The following is a 13792-nucleotide window of genomic DNA, read 5'->3' as shown; positions in this document are numbered from 1 at the left end:
CGCATCGCATCGGACGGGTGTCGTTCGCTCGACGCTAGACTGTTCGCATCCCCGCCGCGTCGCAACGAAAGAGACCTCCGTGCCGACCATCGTCGTAGAAGTCATGCCGAAAGCCGAACTGCTGGACCCCCAGGGCAAGGCCGTCGCCGGCGCCCTCGCGCGTCTCGGCAAGAGCGAGTTCACCGATGTCCGCATCGGGAAGCGCTTCGAGCTGACGGTCGACGGCCCCATCACCGACGCCACGCGCGCCACGGTGCAGCAGATCGCCGACGACATCCTGTCGAACGCCGTGATCGAGGACGTCGTGGCGATCCACTACCCCGAGGGCTCCGAGGCATGACCACCCGCGTCGGCGTCATCACCTTCCCGGGCTCGCTCGACGATCGCGACGCCCAGCGCGCCGTCCGCATGGCCGACGCGGAGCCCGTCGCGCTCTGGCACGGCGACCACGACCTCAAGGGTGTCGACGCGGTGATCCTCCCCGGCGGGTTCAGCTACGGCGACTACCTGCGAGCCGGCGCGATCGCCGCCGTCTCGCCGATCATGACGGAACTCAAGGAGGCGGCCGCGAAGGGCATGCCCATCCTCGGGATCTGCAACGGCTTCCAGATGCTCGTCGAGGCGCACCTACTGCCCGGTGGCCTCATCCGGAACGCCCACCAGCAGTTCATCCGTCGCGACCAGCTGCTCACGGTCGAGAACGCCGACACCGCTTGGACCCACCAGTTCTCGAAGGGGCAGGAGATCACGATCCCCCTGAAGAACGCGGACGGTGGCTACATCGCCGACGCCGAGACGCTCAAGCGCGTCGAGGGCGAAGGGCTCGTCGCGTTCCGCTACGCGGGCGTCAACCCGAACGGCTCCCTCGACGACATCGCCGGCCTCACGAACCCGGCCGGCAACGTGGTGGGGCTCATGCCGCACCCCGAGCACGCCATCGAGCCGGGCTTCGGGCCCGACACCCCGCTCGCCATGCGTTCCGGCGTCGACGGCCTCGCCTTCTTCACCAGCGCGGTGCAAGCCCTCCAGGCCGTCTAGCCAGCACGCGTCGTCTCCACGCCCGTCCCGATCCGTCGGGGCGGGCGTGTTTGCGTCGACGAAGCGACTTCCGGTCCCTGAGCCCACCCCGGTCCCTGAGCCTGCCCCGGTCCCTGAGCCTGTCGAAGGGCACCACCAGCTACCATCGTCACTGGTCGGACCAATCGAGGGGGCAGCATGTCGGAGCCGCTCGAGGCGCTCGTGGGGAGGCTCGTGGAGCTGGCCACGCCGGAACCCGGCACCACCGCGCGGCGGCTGCCACCGGAACGTGAGCTCGGCGAAGCGCTGCAGATGAGTCGCGGAGCGCTCCGCGAACACCTGGCCGTGCTCGAACGGCTCGGTTTCCTGCATCGCACCCAGGGCAGAGGCACCTACATCGATGCCCCGGGCGACGACTTCGTCCGCAGTTGGTTCACGATCTCCCGACAGCTCGGGTACCTCACGGATGCCCAGTTCGCGCGGTCGCGGATGCTGCTGGAGGAGACCGTCGCGGAGGCCGCCGCCGGCTTGGTGGGCGACGAGCAGGTCGAGCTCTTGCGCGCAGACGTCGACCGCATGATCGCCGCGACGCTCGCTGGGGACCACGACGCGGCGCTCGAGGCGGATGTCACCTTCCACAGTCGCCTGAACGCGATCGTCGACGACCCGATCCTTCGGCTCATGCACGAGGGCTTCAGCCATGTGCTGCGCGACACGATCCGGCAGCGTCGGCTCCGGGCGATCGAGGTGGAGGAGCCGGATGGCCGCGGCGTGCGGCGGACGGACAGCGTGCATCACGCCGTTGTCGACGCCTTGGCGGCTCGTGATCCCGACGCCGCGAGACGTGCGATGCGTCAGCACTTCGAGGACTGGTTGCAGCTCAGCGCAGACGACCGCCCGCGCTGACCGGCTCGCGACCCCGGACCGGGACCCGTTCCGCTCACCGAGCTTGTCGAGGTGCCCACGGCGGACCTCCATCAAGCGCACCCTTCCCTCTCCGAGCCGGTCGAGTTGCTGGCGTCCGCGTCGACAGGTCCAGGGACCGGAGAGGTGTGCCCGGGCTACGTTCGGTCCCAGCGCCTCGCGCACCGCCTTCCACGCCCGGTCCCTGAGCCTGTCGAAGGGCCCAAGAGTGGACGTCCACCACCGGCGCCTCTCAGCATCTGGAATGTCAGTGGTCCATGGTGGACTGGAGTCATGACCGAGAGCACCACTTCCGCAGTTCGAGCTGGCGACGAGTACGCCATGCAGCTCGCGGAGTTCTCGGACGAGTACGCGGACATCTGCCGGCAGCAGGCCGTGCTTGCCGCTCGGGCGGCGCGACTCCTGGCTCGCTCGGCGGCCTACGCCGACGCCCTCGCCGACTCGGTCGTCCCGGCCGTGTACCCACCCGCGGAACGGCAGGCCCTCTCCCGCCGATCCACCTGCGCGGCGCTCGCCATGGCTACGCGAACGCCCGAGCAGACGGTTCAGCGGGCGACGAACGAAGCGGAACGGCTCGTGAACGAGGCACCCGCAGTGCTCGCTTCGCTCGAGGCCGGTCGCATCTCCGCCCCGCATGCCCAGACCATCGTCGACCAGCTCAGCGACGTGCCGACCGCGGGTCGGGCGGCGTTCCTGGCGGCAGTGTTGCCAGTTGCAGAACGGTCCACCAACGCGAACCTTCGGAAGCGCGCCCGCGTCCTGCGCGAGCGCCTCCACCCCGAGTCGATCACCGCCCGAGCCCAGCGGTCCGAGGCAGACCGCCGCGTCGAGTTCGAGCGCGCCGCCGACGGCATGGCGTGGGTGCACCTCTTCACCACGGCACCCATTGCGCAGGGCATCATCGAGCGGGTCGAGGCGGCGGCTGCCGAATCACGCAAGGCCGGCGACGCCCGCACGTGCGCGCAACTCCAGGCGGACGCCCTCGCAGCCCTCGCGCTGATCGGAGTGACCCCGGAAGATGTGATGTCGAGCCCGGCGCTCCCGCACCCGATCGAGGTCCAGGAGCACATCAAGCCGACCGTGCAGATCACCGTCCCGGCCTTGAGCCTGGCCGGTGTCTCCGACGCACCGGCGACGCTCGACGGATACGGGCCGATCGATCCCGAGACCGCAGCTCGCATCGCGGTCAACGCACCCTCCTTCACCCGAATCCTCGTGCAGCCGGAAACCGGAGCCGTCCTCTCCGTCGGCCGCGGCCAGTACCGAGTGCCCGCGGATCTCCAGCGCGCTGTGCGCCTCCGGGACGGCACGTGTCGGGCCCCCGGGTGCGGGAGGCGAGCTCGGGCCTGCGATCTCGATCACTCGGTGGCGTGGGAAGACGGCGGCACGACGGATGTCGGGAATCTCGCGTGCCTGTGCCGACATCACCACCGCATGAAGCACCTCCCCGGATGGGACCTCGACCACGGGCCGGGTGGCGTGCTGGACTGGACGACACCCGACGGCAAACGCCATCGAACCGAGCCGGACCCCGCGCCGTTCTGACTACCTCAGGTCCCCGGGCCTGTCGAAGAGCTCCGATGCTTGCCTCCACGGAACGTCGTCGGTACGATTGGTCCAACCAATCTTCTGGAGGACTCCATGGCATCGACGCCACAGCCCGCATCCACCATCACCTTCGTCGGCATCGGTGCGATCGGGTTGCCGATGGTCAGCCAGCTTGCGGCGGCAGGTCACCAGGTCACGGGCGTCGACCCCTTCCCCGCCGCACGGGAACGCGCGTCCGCCGCCGGCGTCGCCGCGGTCGGGTCGATCACCGAAGCACCCCGCGCAGACACCGTCGTCGTCATGGTCGCGACACCCGATCAACTCGCCGAACTCGTCGACCTCGCCGTCGCCGACACGGACCCGGCCGGCCAGACCTGGATCATCATGAGCACCGTCGGACCCGCCTCCGTCATCGAGCAGGCAGCCCGCCTCGAAGCCGCGGGCGCGGCAGTCGTCGACGCCCCGGTGACCGGCGGTGTGGCACGCGCCAGCACCGGCGAACTCACCATGTTCGTGTCCGGCTCCCCCACCGCGACCGCCGCCGCCGCCGGGCCGCTCGCCGCCCTCGGGACCGCGAGGATCGTCGGCGAGGCGATCGGCGACGGACAGGCGATCAAGGTCGTCAACCAGCACCTCTGCGCCGTGCACATCGCCGCTGCCGCGGAAGCCCTCGCACTCGCGACCTCGCTCGGTCTCGACCCCGCGGCCGTCCTCCCCCTCGTCGAGTCCGGCGCGGCCGCGTCCTGGATGCTGTCGGACCGCGGGCCGCGGATGCTGCAGGACACCGACGCACCGGTGATGAGCCGCGTCGACATCTTCGTGAAGGACACCGGCCTCGTCGCCAGTGCGGCGAGCGCTGCCGGAGCCGCGACCCCCGTCCTCGACGCAGCGCGCGAGCGGTTCCTCGCCGCGGCGGCAGCCGGGCTCGGCGCGCGCGACGACTCGCGGGTCATCGAGACCTACCAGGGAGCCGACGCATGAGCGGGCTCAGGACCGATACCGCACATCGGGCCGATCAGGAGGCCACCGCATGAAGACCCTCATCCTCGACGACGACCCCACAGGCACGCAGTCGGCGTCCGGCGTCGACGTCCTACTGGAGTGGGACGCCGACCTCCTGGAGACTGCGCTCGGCTCTGCCGACGCCGTCTACCTGCTCACCAACACCCGCGCCGTCCCGGAGGACGAGGCCGTGGCGCTCCTGGAACGCACCCGTGACCAGGCGGCGGAGGCCGGGCGTCGTCTGGGAGAACGTATCCATGTCGTGCTCCGCGGCGACTCGACCCTGCGCGGGCACGTGTTCCCCGAGACCGCCGTCTTCACCGGAGACCGCAGCGTCATCGTGTTCGTCCCGGCCTTCCCGGAGGGTGGGCGCACGACGATCGACGGCACCCACTACGTCCGGATCGGTGACGAGACACTGCCCGCCCACGAGACGGAGTACGCCCAGGACCCCGTGTTCCCGTTCCGCTCGGGACATCTGCCGGACTACGTGCGCGAACAGTCCGGGCGGGAGGCCACCCACTTCGATCTGGCGGATCTCCGCGACGGCGCCGCCGCGTTCCGAGCAGCCCTCCGTGATGCCGTTCCCGGAACGGTGCTCCTTCCGGACGCGGAAACCGGAGACGACGTCCGGATCATCGCGCAGGCCATCACGGCAGCCTGGGCCGACGGAGCCGACGTGGTCGTCCGGTCCGCGTCACCGCTCGCCGCGGCCATCGCGGGCGTCGAGAGCGACGGCCTGCTCCCCTCGCCGCTCGTGGCGGAGCCGGTCCCCGTGCTCCTCGTCTGCGGCTCCCACACCATCGGTGCGACGCGACAGCTCGCGCCCGTCGAGGCGGCGTTCGGCCCCGCCGAGATCGTCCCCACGAGCGACGCCCTCCAGGATGCGGTCGCCACCGGACGGGCGGTGGCGGAGGTCGCTCGACCGAGACTCGCCGCGACGGGGTTCGCCGCCATCTCGTCGGAGCGGGAACGGGACGCCTCGCACAACACGCTCGACCACGGCGAGCGGGTGATGATCGCGTTGACGTCGGCGACCGCTGCGCTCCGACGATCGGTGGAGGTCGTCGTGTCGAAGGGCGGCATCACCTCCGCCGAGGTCGCCCGGGTCGGACTCGGTGCACGGCGCGCACGGGTGCTCGGCCAGGTGTTGCCGGGCGTGAGCGTCTGGAGCGTGGTCACCCCGGAGGACGAGGAGAAGCTCTACGTCGTCGTGCCGGGCAACGTCGGCGATCCGTCGACCCTCGTCGACGTCCTTGCGGCGCTCGGGCGGACCGCCTAGCGACCGAGGATCTCCGACGCGTTCCCGTCGATCCAAGCCATGAGCGGCATCAGGTGCTCGTTGAGGTCCCGGCCCCGATCGCTCAGGCTGTATTCGACCCGGGGCGGGATCTCGGGGTGGGCGACCCGGACGACGAGTCCGTCCTCCTCGAGGGTCCGCAGGGTCTGCGCGAGCATCTTCTCGCTGATGCCCTGGACCACTCGCCGCAGCTCACCCCAGCGGTGGGTGCCGTCGGACAGGGCGAGCAGGACGAGCACGCCCCACTTGCTCGTGACGTGGTCGAGCACCGTGCGTGACGGGCATGCCGCGGGCAGGATGCCGTCGGTGAATCCCGGGCGTCTTCCCAGCTGGACGGTTCCGCTTGTCATGGCTCATTCCTTACGTCGAAGACAGTAGCTTACCTGAAAGTGGGTACTGCAGATCGGGAAGTAATGTGATGGCGAGCGGGTTCCTCCTCAGCGAACCCCAACGAAAGGACCATCATGTCTCTCGTCGTCACCGGAGCCACCGGCCACCTCGGCCACCTCGTCGTCGAGCACCTGCTCGCCCGTGGAACCGATCCCGCCTCCATCGTCGCCACCGGCCGCCGCACCGAGGCCCTCGCCGACCTCGCCGCACAGGGTGTGCGCACCGCGACGGTCGATTTCGCCGACCCGAGCACGCTCGACGCCGCCCTCGAGGCCGGCGACACCGTCCTGCTCGTCTCCAGCAGCGAGGTCGGTCAGCGCGTCGCCCAGCACGCCAACGTCATCGACGCCGCGAAGCGCGCCGGCGTCGCCCGCATCGTGTACACGAGCGCCTCGAAGGCCGACACCTCGCCCCTCATCCTCGCGCCGGAGCACAAGGCGACCGAGGAACTCCTCCGCGCCTCCGGCGTCCCGTTCACCATCCTGCGCAACGGTTGGTACACGGAGAACTACGGCCAGGCCGTCGACCAGGCCAAGGCGACCGGGTCCTTCGTCGGGAGCGTCGGCGACGGACGCGTGTCGAGCGCGTCCCGCACCGACTACGCGGAGGCGGCAGCCGTCGTCCTCACCACCGACGGCCACGAGGGCGCCGTCTACGAACTCTCCGGAGACGTCGCCTGGACTCAGCCCGAATTGGCCCAGGCGATCGGCGAGCTCATCGGTCGCGAGGTCACCTACCAGGACCTCTCCCCCGAGGACCACTCGAAGGCGCTCCTGGCCGCCGGTCTCGACGAGGGCACGGTCGGCTTCGTCGTCGCGCTCGACGGCAACACCCGCGACGGCCTGCTCGGGGACACCTCCGGCGACCTCAGCCGCCTGATCGGCCGGCCGACGACGCCGCTCGTCGAGGGGCTCCGCCCGCTCGTCGGCTGATCGACGCCGTTCCACGACAGAACGCCGTCCACCCGCCTGAACTCAGGCGGGTGGACGGCGTTCTCGTTGCGGCGGGCCGACTCGGCGACCGACCCAGGGGCCGGCGCAGCTCAGCTCAGTGCAGCTTCTTCTGGACTTCCTTCTGCGCCTTCGCCGTGGCCTTCTTCGCCTTCTTCACGGCCTGCTTGCGGGCCTTCTCGACGCGCGGGTCGTTCCAGAACTCTTCGGCGGCGTGCTTGATCTCGCGGTACCGCGTGCGCCCGGCCTTCGCGCCGAGCGTGTAGGCGCCGAAGGCGACGAGGCCGACGATGATGAGGAGGATCTTCTTACCCATGGTGTTGCTCCCTCTCCCACGGATGCGCCGTGGGGCGTTGATGTGTCCCGATGGTTCATTCCGCGACACTGGCATTCTGCGACGCGGGGCTGCGGATCAGCCGATTCGGACTGGGGCTTGCAATTGCACCGGCGCGTCCTGCGCAGTGACGATCACTGCAGGACGCGTTTCGGTTTGGCGGCTCGGAAGCCACCACCGACCTCGACGAGGACGGGGAGCTCGACGCCGAGCAGGCGGTCGAGGGACTCGACGGCCGAGCTGACGGTCTCCACTGCCGTGCGGGGCGAGACGCCGCGCCGGCAGGTCACGGCGACCTTGAGCGCCTGCGCCCGGTTCACGTCCCATGCGGAGACCCGGACGGCCGAGAACGCCTCCGTGTCGTCGAGCGCATCACCGAGGGCGTCGGCCGCGACGTCCGTCTGGAGCACGATGTCGCCGTGGTCGACCGAGGCGCGATGCACGATCCCGGAACGGCCACGCCCCTGTCGCAGGACGAACGAGATGAGCAGGGCGGCGACGATCACGAGCAGCACGATCCCGGCGATCGGGACGAGGATCGGGGCCGCCTGACCGGCGTCCGTGCCCGGCACCGCGGCGAACGGGTTCCAGGCGAACCAGCCGTCGATCGTGTCGAGCACGGAGCCACGGTTGTCGCGCCACCAGTCGGCGACGACGGGCACGGTGACGACGGCGAGCGCCGCTGCCCCGAGGACGACGAGGAGGAGTCCGACGATGAGGATGAGCAGACGGTTGAGTCCGCGGTTGGTGGAGTTCACTGTCCGACCTTCCCGTTCGACGAGATGGAGGTGGTGGCCCGGAGCGACGGCTGCAGGCCGAACGCGTCGAGGTCTGCTGCGACGGCGCGGTCGACCTCCGAGCGGTCCACGGGCATGCCGCTGGCCGGGGTGATGCGGATCGCCGCGCTGCGTCGTCCGACCGCCACCGTGGTGCCGTCCGGGTGCGTGGCGGCCGTCGTCGAGGCGCGTTGTGCGAGGGCGGAGGCGATGACCTCGTCGTCGACGACCGCGAGGACGCGGCCGGTCGACAACAGGTGACGGTGCCGACGCCCGGGTCCGATGGCGATCCCGAGGAGGATCACGCCGAGGACGAGCACGAGTGCCCCCGCGACGCCGAGGATGACGGGCTGCGTGGTCGGCAGACTCGCCGCAGCGCCCGGGATCTCGCCAGGAGCGACGAGGAGCGGGCGGACGCCGATGAGGGCGAGCAGCGTCTCGACGGCGATCCAGAGCGCGACGAGCACGAGGAGGACGGCGAGGAGGATCGCGGCGGTGGAACGTGGCGAGTGCAGCTCGCGGCGAGCCAGGCGACGGAGCACCTTGGTCGGACCGGCGGCCGGGGTCGTGGCTGCGGTGGCGGTCATGAGACCCGTCCTTCCTGGTCGATCTCGAGTCCGCTCACGCGGATGGAGACACGCGAGACGCTCGAGCCGGACAACTGTTCGACGCGCGCGGCGATGGCTGCGGTGGCGGCCGAGACCCGCTCGACGATGGAGCCCCCGGAACGCTGGAGCGCCTCCGGGGCGGCCGAGACGCGCGCCAACGGGATCGCGCGCATCGGCGAGGTGACGATGAGCGCGAGCGCGCCCCGGTCGTCGGCGAGGTCGACCTTCACGCGTCCCGCCGGGACCCCGAGCGATTCGGCCGCGATGTTGACGGCGACGTGCTCGAGGGCCTTCGCGGTGATCCGCGTCCGGCCCGGCCCGCCGTGCGGGTGCACGACGGGCGCTTCGGCGACCGGGGTGACCCCGCGGTCGAGGACGGCGGTGGTCATGACGAGACGCGCTTCCCGCGGACGGCGTCGACGATCGCGTTCAGGTCGGTCTGGCCGGTGACGATGCGGGCCACGAGAGCACCGATCCCCATCGCGACAGCGACGAACACGAACGCCCAGAACCCGAAGGCCACCCAGCTGAGGGCGAGGACGGCGCCGATCAGGATGCCGGTGTTGGTCGCGGTCACTGGACTCGCGCCTCAGCGTCCTGGTCCTCGTCCTCGGACGGGATGAAGACGTCGCTGACGGTCACGTTGACCTCGGTGACCTCCATGCCGACGAACTGCTCGATCGCGCGGATGATCGAGGCGCGGACCTCGCCGGCGACGGCCTGCAGGTCGACCGGGTAGTCGGCGACGATCACGACGTCGACGGCGACCTGGGTCTCGCCGACCTCGACGCGGATGCCCTGCGACAGGTCGGAGGAGCCGATGGCGTCGCGGATGGCACCGAAGGCGCGGGCTGCGCCGCCACCGAGGGCGTGCACGCCGCGGACCTCGCGGGCGGCGATGCCGGCGATCTTCGCGACCACACCGTTGTCGATCACCGTCTTGCCGTAGGTGTTCGCCTGGGTCGCCGCGTTGTTCTCACCGACGACACCCTTCGTGACGGTGGGCTTCGGGGAGGAGGTGGTGTTCGACATGGTGTTGCCCTTCCTGGTTCGTCTCGAGCGAGCGGTTGATCGCTCCGTTGGTGATAGGACGCAGCCATCACGCCGTTCGTCACGGTCGATCTCGAAGCTCGTGAAGCGACCCCGAATCCAGCACCACACCGTGACGAATCGGCCTCGACCTCCGACGCCCATCCGAGGATCTGTTCGTCACCGCGCGCCGCTAAGATTGGTGGGTCCGGCATCCCCCCTCTTCCTTTGGAGTCCTGCCCTCGTGACGACCACCACCCCCACCACTTCCGCCGTCGCCGACACCGTCGAGAACGCGATCGCGACCCCGGATCGTGAGCAGCCCTACGGCGCGCTCGGTCTGAAGGCCGACGAGTACGCGAAGATCCGCGAGATCCTCGGCCGGCGTCCCACGAGCGGCGAACTCGCGATGTACTCCGTCATGTGGAGCGAGCACTGCTCGTACAAGTCCAGCAAGATCTACCTGCGCCAGTTCGGGCAGAAGGTCACGGACGAGATGAAGAAGAACCTCATGGTCGGCATGGGCGAGAACGCGGGCGTCATCGACGTCGGTGAGGGCTGGGCCGTCACCTTCAAGGTGGAGAGCCACAACCACCCCTCCTACATCGAGCCCTTCCAGGGTGCGGCGACGGGCGTCGGCGGCATCGTGCGCGACATCATCTCGATGGGTGCACGTCCGGTCGCGATCATGGACCAGCTCCGCTTCGGCGACATCGACCACCCCGACACGGCGCGCGTCGTGCACGGGGTCACCGCCGGCATCTCCTCCTACGGCAACTGCCTGGGCCTGCCGAACATCGGCGGCGAGACCTACTTCGACAAGGTGTACCAGGGCAACCCGCTCGTCAACGCCCTGTCGGTCGGCGTCCTGCGTCACGAGGACCTCCGCCTCGCGAACGCCTCGGGCGTCGGCAACAAGATCGTCCTGTTCGGTGCCCGCACCGGTGGCGACGGCATCGGTGGCGCCTCCATCCTCGCGTCGGACTCGTTCGACGCCAACGGCCCGACGAAGCGACCGGCCGTCCAGGTCGGCGACCCGTTCGCCGAGAAGGTGCTCATCGAGTGTTGTCTCGAGCTGTACCGCGACAGCCTCGTCGAGGGCATCCAGGACCTCGGTGCCGCCGGGATCTCCTGCGCCACGAGTGAGCTCGCGGCCAACGGCGACGGCGGCATGTTCGTCGAGCTCTCACACGTCCTCCTCCGCGACCCCTCGCTCACGCCCGAGGAGATCCTCATGTCGGAGTCGCAGGAGCGCATGATGGCCGTCGTCGAGCCGGGCAAGCTCGACGCCTTCCTGGCCGTCACCGACAAGTGGGACGTCGAGACCTCCGTGCTCGGCGAGGTCACCGACACCGGCCGCCTCGTCATCAACTGGCACGGCGAGGAGATCGTCAACGTCGACCCCTCGACCGTCGCGGTCGACGGCCCGGTCTACGAGCGCCCGGTCGCGTATCCCACCTGGATCGACGCCCTGCAGGCCGACTCCGCGTCGGCGCTCCCCCGCACCGACGCACCGGCCGAGCTCGAGCAGCAGTTCCGTGCCCTCCTCGGCTCCGCGAACCTGGCCGACAAGAGCTGGATCACCAACCAGTACGACTACTACGTGATGGGCAACACGGCGCTCTCCTTCCCCGACGACGGCGGCATGATCCGTGTCGACGAGGAGTCCGGTCTCGGCTTCGCGATCGCGACCGACGCCAACGGCCGCTACTGCCAGCTCGACCCCCGCCAGGGCGCGCAGCTCGCCCTCGCCGAGGCGTACCGCAACGTCGCCGTCACCGGCGCGGTGCCCGCAGCCGTCACCGACTGCCTGAACTTCGGCTCACCGGAGAACCCCGAGGTCATGTGGCAGTTCTCCGAGGCTGTCGCCGGCCTGTCGGACGCCTGCCTCGAACTCGGCGTGCCCGTCACCGGCGGCAACGTGTCGTTCTACAACCAGACGGGCGACGTCCCGATCTTCCCGACGCCCGTCGTCGGCGTGCTCGGCGTGATCGACGACGTCGCGCGCCGCATCCCGAGCGGCTGGCAGGACGAGGGCGACAACCTGTACCTCCTCGGCACTACGGCACTCGAACTCGACGGTTCCGCCTGGGCCGGCACGATCCACGACCACCTCGGCGGACACCCGCCCAAGGTGGACCTCGCGGGCGAGAAGACGCTGGCCGAGCTGCTGCACGCCGCGGCGAAGGAAGGCCTCGTGTCCTCCGCCCACGACCTCTCCGACGGTGGCCTCGCTCAGGCGTTGGCCGAGAGCGTCATGCGCTTCGGTGTCGGCGCGCGGGTCTTCCTGGGCGAGGTGCTCAGCCGCGACGGCGTCGACCTCACCACGGCGCTCTTCTCGGAGTCCACGGGCCGGGTGCTCGTCTCCGTTCCGCGCGAGGACGACGTGAAGTTCCAGGGGCTGTGCGAGGGCCGCGGGTACCCCGTGCTCCGCATCGGCGTGACCGACGCCTCCGCCGTCGGCGAGGCGACCGAGCCCGCCCTCGAGATCCAGGACGTCTTGACCATGACGGTCTCCGAGCTGCGCCAGGTGTCGAAGAGCGTCCTGCCGCAGCGCTTCGGGCCGGTCATCGGCTGATCCACCATCGGCTGATCAGAAGCCGTGACACAGCCCCCGCGCCCGAAGGCGCGGGGGCTGTTCCGTCGGGTGGGCGGATACCCGAAACCCACCCACCCGACTCACCCACGGGCGCTCAGGCCGGGAACCCGAATGTCCGGGCCGGCGTCTCCATGGATGTGGTCGCAAGCGACCTCTTCAGCATATCAGATGTTGGAATGCGTCCGGGTCATGCGTCATGCATCGAAGGGCATCATGCAGGAGAAGCAGCCATGCCGAAGAGACGCTCGACGGCCAACTCCGCCGCGATCGCGTCACCCTCGGCGACGGCATCGCGAAGGATCGGGAAGTCGACGCCCAACTCGGCCCAGTCGAGCCACTCGGTCTCGGCGGTCACCGACAGGTGCGGCGACAGGAGCGCGAGGGCGTCGCGGGCGGTCGTGACGAGGATGCGGTTCGGGCAGCAGGCCACGAGATGATCCATGAGCCGCCAGGAGTGTTCGGCGTAGCCCACGGGGTCGGCCCGCCCGATCAGTCGTACGATCACATCCATCTCCGCCACCAACGCGGCGCGTTCGGCATCGCCGAGCGAGGGGACGGTGACCCGGGTCACACCACCGATGAGCGCGCCGAGGGTCTGGAACAGGTGGATCCGTCGAGGACGCACCCCATCCCCCTCCGCAGCTGCGACCGACATGAGTCCCGCCTTCCCGCGATGCTGGGGGTGCATGCGCGCGCGCCAGGATAGCAAGAGCCCGGCCCTCAGGCCGTGAGGAGCGATGCCGACGGCAGGGGCCGGAACCGGTCGAAGTATCCGGCGCGGACGAACCGGATGAGATTCCCCGCCGGGTCGACGAGGCCGAAACCCGGGTAGCGCTCTCCGTGTCGACCGCCATGGTCCTCCGGGAGGAGCGCCGGTACACCGACCTCGAACACCTCACCGCAGTGAGTCAACATGCGTCGGGCAAACTCCAGGTACAGCGCCTTCGGGCTCACCGCCGCGAGGATGCAGACCGAGTCCCGCTCCCCACCCGTCGACACCGGTGCGATCCCACGTCGCTCGATGTAGAGGAGCTCGCCGCCACCCACCGAGACGTGGAGGCGGCGTTCGGTCGCGGTGTCCAACCGACTGATGCGCGCCCCGAGCATCGCGTAGAAGCCCGCCACCTCAGGGACCGAGGGGCATTCGAGCACGCTGACGGCAAGACCGGTGGACATGGTGGCTCCAATGATCGGGTGCTCGGAACACCTCCTGGCGGCCGGGAGGCGCCGGAGTGCAGCCGGGCGGGAACGGGTGCAGAGGCTGATGGAAGCCGCCCATCGGGCGAGCAGCACAACTAGAATATCAAATACTTGT

General features: G+C 70.0%; 17 protein-coding genes. 8 read left to right on the top strand and 9 right to left on the bottom strand.

Annotation, left to right across the window (positions count from 1 at the left end; translation table 11 throughout):
- Nucleotides 1-79: 79 nt before the first annotated feature.
- From purS to QRN26_RS17425, 6 genes are all read left to right on the top strand, one after another.
- Nucleotides 80-340 carry a phosphoribosylformylglycinamidine synthase subunit PurS gene (purS, locus tag QRN26_RS17450; protein ID WP_064294182.1) on the top strand — a complete coding sequence of 87 codons (261 nt, stop codon included), beginning with the start codon at nucleotides 80-82 and terminating at the stop codon, nucleotides 338-340.
- Nucleotides 337-1038 (top strand): phosphoribosylformylglycinamidine synthase subunit PurQ, encoded by a 702-nt coding sequence (gene purQ / locus QRN26_RS17445; protein ID WP_056008754.1) that lies wholly within the window; start codon nucleotides 337-339, stop codon nucleotides 1036-1038. The genes purS and purQ overlap by 4 nt, the downstream gene beginning before the upstream one ends.
- A 177-nt stretch (nucleotides 1039-1215) precedes the next feature.
- Nucleotides 1216-1923 (top strand): FadR/GntR family transcriptional regulator, encoded by a 708-nt coding sequence (locus QRN26_RS17440; RefSeq protein ID WP_285037721.1) that lies wholly within the window; start codon nucleotides 1216-1218, stop codon nucleotides 1921-1923.
- A gap of 291 nt (nucleotides 1924-2214) precedes the next feature.
- Nucleotides 2215-3486: an HNH endonuclease signature motif containing protein gene (locus QRN26_RS17435; RefSeq protein ID WP_285037720.1), complete on the top strand. Its 1272-nt coding sequence runs from the start codon at nucleotides 2215-2217 to the stop codon at nucleotides 3484-3486.
- A 96-nt stretch (nucleotides 3487-3582) separates the two neighbouring features.
- A complete protein-coding gene (locus QRN26_RS17430; protein ID WP_285037719.1) occupies nucleotides 3583-4470 on the top strand; it encodes an NAD(P)-dependent oxidoreductase in 888 nt (295 codons plus the stop codon).
- Between the two features lie 49 nt (nucleotides 4471-4519).
- Complete coding sequence (locus QRN26_RS17425) at nucleotides 4520-5773, top strand: four-carbon acid sugar kinase family protein (protein WP_285037718.1); 1254 nt, start codon at nucleotides 4520-4522, stop codon at nucleotides 5771-5773.
- On the opposite strand, the gene QRN26_RS17420 is transcribed toward QRN26_RS17425, so the two are convergent.
- A complete protein-coding gene (locus QRN26_RS17420) occupies nucleotides 5770-6141 on the bottom strand; it encodes a winged helix-turn-helix transcriptional regulator (RefSeq protein WP_056008769.1) in 372 nt (123 codons plus the stop codon). The two genes, QRN26_RS17425 and QRN26_RS17420, sit on opposite strands and share 4 nt — an antisense overlap.
- A gap of 114 nt (nucleotides 6142-6255) precedes the next feature.
- Here QRN26_RS17420 and QRN26_RS17415 point away from each other — a divergent pair, with 114 nt between their 5' ends.
- The gene (locus tag QRN26_RS17415) at nucleotides 6256-7113 is read left to right on the top strand and encodes an SDR family oxidoreductase (protein ID WP_056779187.1); all 858 of its coding nucleotides are present in this window, start codon (nucleotides 6256-6258) and stop codon (nucleotides 7111-7113) included.
- 115 nt (nucleotides 7114-7228) lie between these two features.
- On the opposite strand, the gene QRN26_RS17410 is transcribed toward QRN26_RS17415, so the two are convergent.
- The 6 genes from QRN26_RS17410 to QRN26_RS17385 all read right to left on the bottom strand — a co-directional run bounded on the left by QRN26_RS17410 (nucleotide 7229) and on the right by QRN26_RS17385 (nucleotide 9881).
- A complete protein-coding gene (locus tag QRN26_RS17410) occupies nucleotides 7229-7447 on the bottom strand; it encodes a hypothetical protein (RefSeq protein ID WP_056008777.1) in 219 nt (72 codons plus the stop codon).
- 152 nt (nucleotides 7448-7599) lie between these two features.
- Nucleotides 7600-8223, bottom strand: coding sequence for a hypothetical protein (locus QRN26_RS17405; protein ID WP_285037717.1), 624 nt, complete (start codon nucleotides 8221-8223; stop codon nucleotides 7600-7602).
- Complete coding sequence (locus QRN26_RS17400; RefSeq protein WP_285037716.1) at nucleotides 8220-8828, bottom strand: DUF6286 domain-containing protein; 609 nt, start codon at nucleotides 8826-8828, stop codon at nucleotides 8220-8222. Before QRN26_RS17400 ends, QRN26_RS17405 begins: the two co-directional genes overlap by 4 nt.
- Nucleotides 8825-9238 (bottom strand): hypothetical protein, encoded by a 414-nt coding sequence (locus QRN26_RS17395; protein WP_056008787.1) that lies wholly within the window; start codon nucleotides 9236-9238, stop codon nucleotides 8825-8827. Before QRN26_RS17395 ends, QRN26_RS17400 begins: the two co-directional genes overlap by 4 nt.
- The gene (locus QRN26_RS17390; protein WP_056008790.1) at nucleotides 9235-9426 is read right to left on the bottom strand and encodes a DUF2273 domain-containing protein; all 192 of its coding nucleotides are present in this window, start codon (nucleotides 9424-9426) and stop codon (nucleotides 9235-9237) included. The genes QRN26_RS17395 and QRN26_RS17390 overlap by 4 nt, the downstream gene beginning before the upstream one ends.
- On the bottom strand, nucleotides 9423-9881 hold the full coding sequence (locus tag QRN26_RS17385) for an Asp23/Gls24 family envelope stress response protein (protein ID WP_056008793.1): 459 nt from the start codon (nucleotides 9879-9881) through the stop codon (nucleotides 9423-9425). The genes QRN26_RS17390 and QRN26_RS17385 overlap by 4 nt, the downstream gene beginning before the upstream one ends.
- Nucleotides 9882-10122: 241 nt before the next feature.
- On the opposite strand from QRN26_RS17385, the gene purL reads away from it, so the two are divergent.
- The gene (gene purL, locus QRN26_RS17380) at nucleotides 10123-12456 is read left to right on the top strand and encodes a phosphoribosylformylglycinamidine synthase subunit PurL (protein WP_056008796.1); all 2334 of its coding nucleotides are present in this window, start codon (nucleotides 10123-10125) and stop codon (nucleotides 12454-12456) included.
- A 232-nt stretch (nucleotides 12457-12688) separates the two neighbouring features.
- Here the strand turns inward: purL and QRN26_RS17375 are convergent, their stop codons facing one another.
- Both QRN26_RS17375 and QRN26_RS17370 read right to left on the bottom strand, forming a co-directional pair.
- Nucleotides 12689-13132 (bottom strand): GntR family transcriptional regulator, encoded by a 444-nt coding sequence (locus tag QRN26_RS17375; RefSeq protein WP_157579838.1) that lies wholly within the window; start codon nucleotides 13130-13132, stop codon nucleotides 12689-12691.
- A 65-nt stretch (nucleotides 13133-13197) separates the two neighbouring features.
- A complete protein-coding gene (locus tag QRN26_RS17370) occupies nucleotides 13198-13653 on the bottom strand; it encodes a DUF8817 family protein (RefSeq protein ID WP_285037715.1) in 456 nt (151 codons plus the stop codon).
- Nucleotides 13654-13792: the final 139 nt, after the last annotated feature.

This window comes from Plantibacter sp. ME-Dv--P-095, from assembly GCF_030209365.1.
Taxonomy (GTDB): Bacteria; Actinomycetota; Actinomycetes; order Actinomycetales; family Microbacteriaceae; genus Plantibacter.
The sequence above is the reverse complement of the archived record's forward strand: the minus strand, read 5'-3'. Positions and strand labels throughout refer to the sequence as shown.

What these genes read in the sequence shown, in the direction of transcription:
- purQ (WP_056008754.1), top strand. Translation starts at nt 337, where the DNA reads ATGACCACCCGCGTCGGCGTCATCACCTTCCCGGGCTCGCTCGACGAT.
- QRN26_RS17440 (WP_285037721.1), top strand. Translation starts at nt 1,216, where the DNA reads ATGTCGGAGCCGCTCGAGGCGCTCGTGGGGAGGCTCGTGGAGCTGGCC.
- QRN26_RS17435 (WP_285037720.1), top strand. Translation starts at nt 2,215, where the DNA reads ATGACCGAGAGCACCACTTCCGCAGTTCGAGCTGGCGACGAGTACGCC.
- QRN26_RS17430 (WP_285037719.1), top strand. Translation starts at nt 3,583, where the DNA reads ATGGCATCGACGCCACAGCCCGCATCCACCATCACCTTCGTCGGCATC.
- QRN26_RS17425 (WP_285037718.1), top strand. Translation starts at nt 4,520, where the DNA reads ATGAAGACCCTCATCCTCGACGACGACCCCACAGGCACGCAGTCGGCG.
- QRN26_RS17420 (WP_056008769.1), bottom strand. Translation starts at nt 6,141, where the DNA reads ATGACAAGCGGAACCGTCCAGCTGGGAAGACGCCCGGGATTCACCGAC.
- QRN26_RS17415 (WP_056779187.1), top strand. Translation starts at nt 6,256, where the DNA reads ATGTCTCTCGTCGTCACCGGAGCCACCGGCCACCTCGGCCACCTCGTC.
- QRN26_RS17410 (WP_056008777.1), bottom strand. Translation starts at nt 7,447, where the DNA reads ATGGGTAAGAAGATCCTCCTCATCATCGTCGGCCTCGTCGCCTTCGGC.
- QRN26_RS17400 (WP_285037716.1), bottom strand. Translation starts at nt 8,828, where the DNA reads ATGACCGCCACCGCAGCCACGACCCCGGCCGCCGGTCCGACCAAGGTG.
- QRN26_RS17395 (WP_056008787.1), bottom strand. Translation starts at nt 9,238, where the DNA reads ATGACCACCGCCGTCCTCGACCGCGGGGTCACCCCGGTCGCCGAAGCG.
- QRN26_RS17385 (WP_056008793.1), bottom strand. Translation starts at nt 9,881, where the DNA reads ATGTCGAACACCACCTCCTCCCCGAAGCCCACCGTCACGAAGGGTGTC.
- QRN26_RS17375 (WP_157579838.1), bottom strand. Translation starts at nt 13,132, where the DNA reads ATGTCGGTCGCAGCTGCGGAGGGGGATGGGGTGCGTCCTCGACGGATC.
- QRN26_RS17370 (WP_285037715.1), bottom strand. Translation starts at nt 13,653, where the DNA reads ATGTCCACCGGTCTTGCCGTCAGCGTGCTCGAATGCCCCTCGGTCCCT.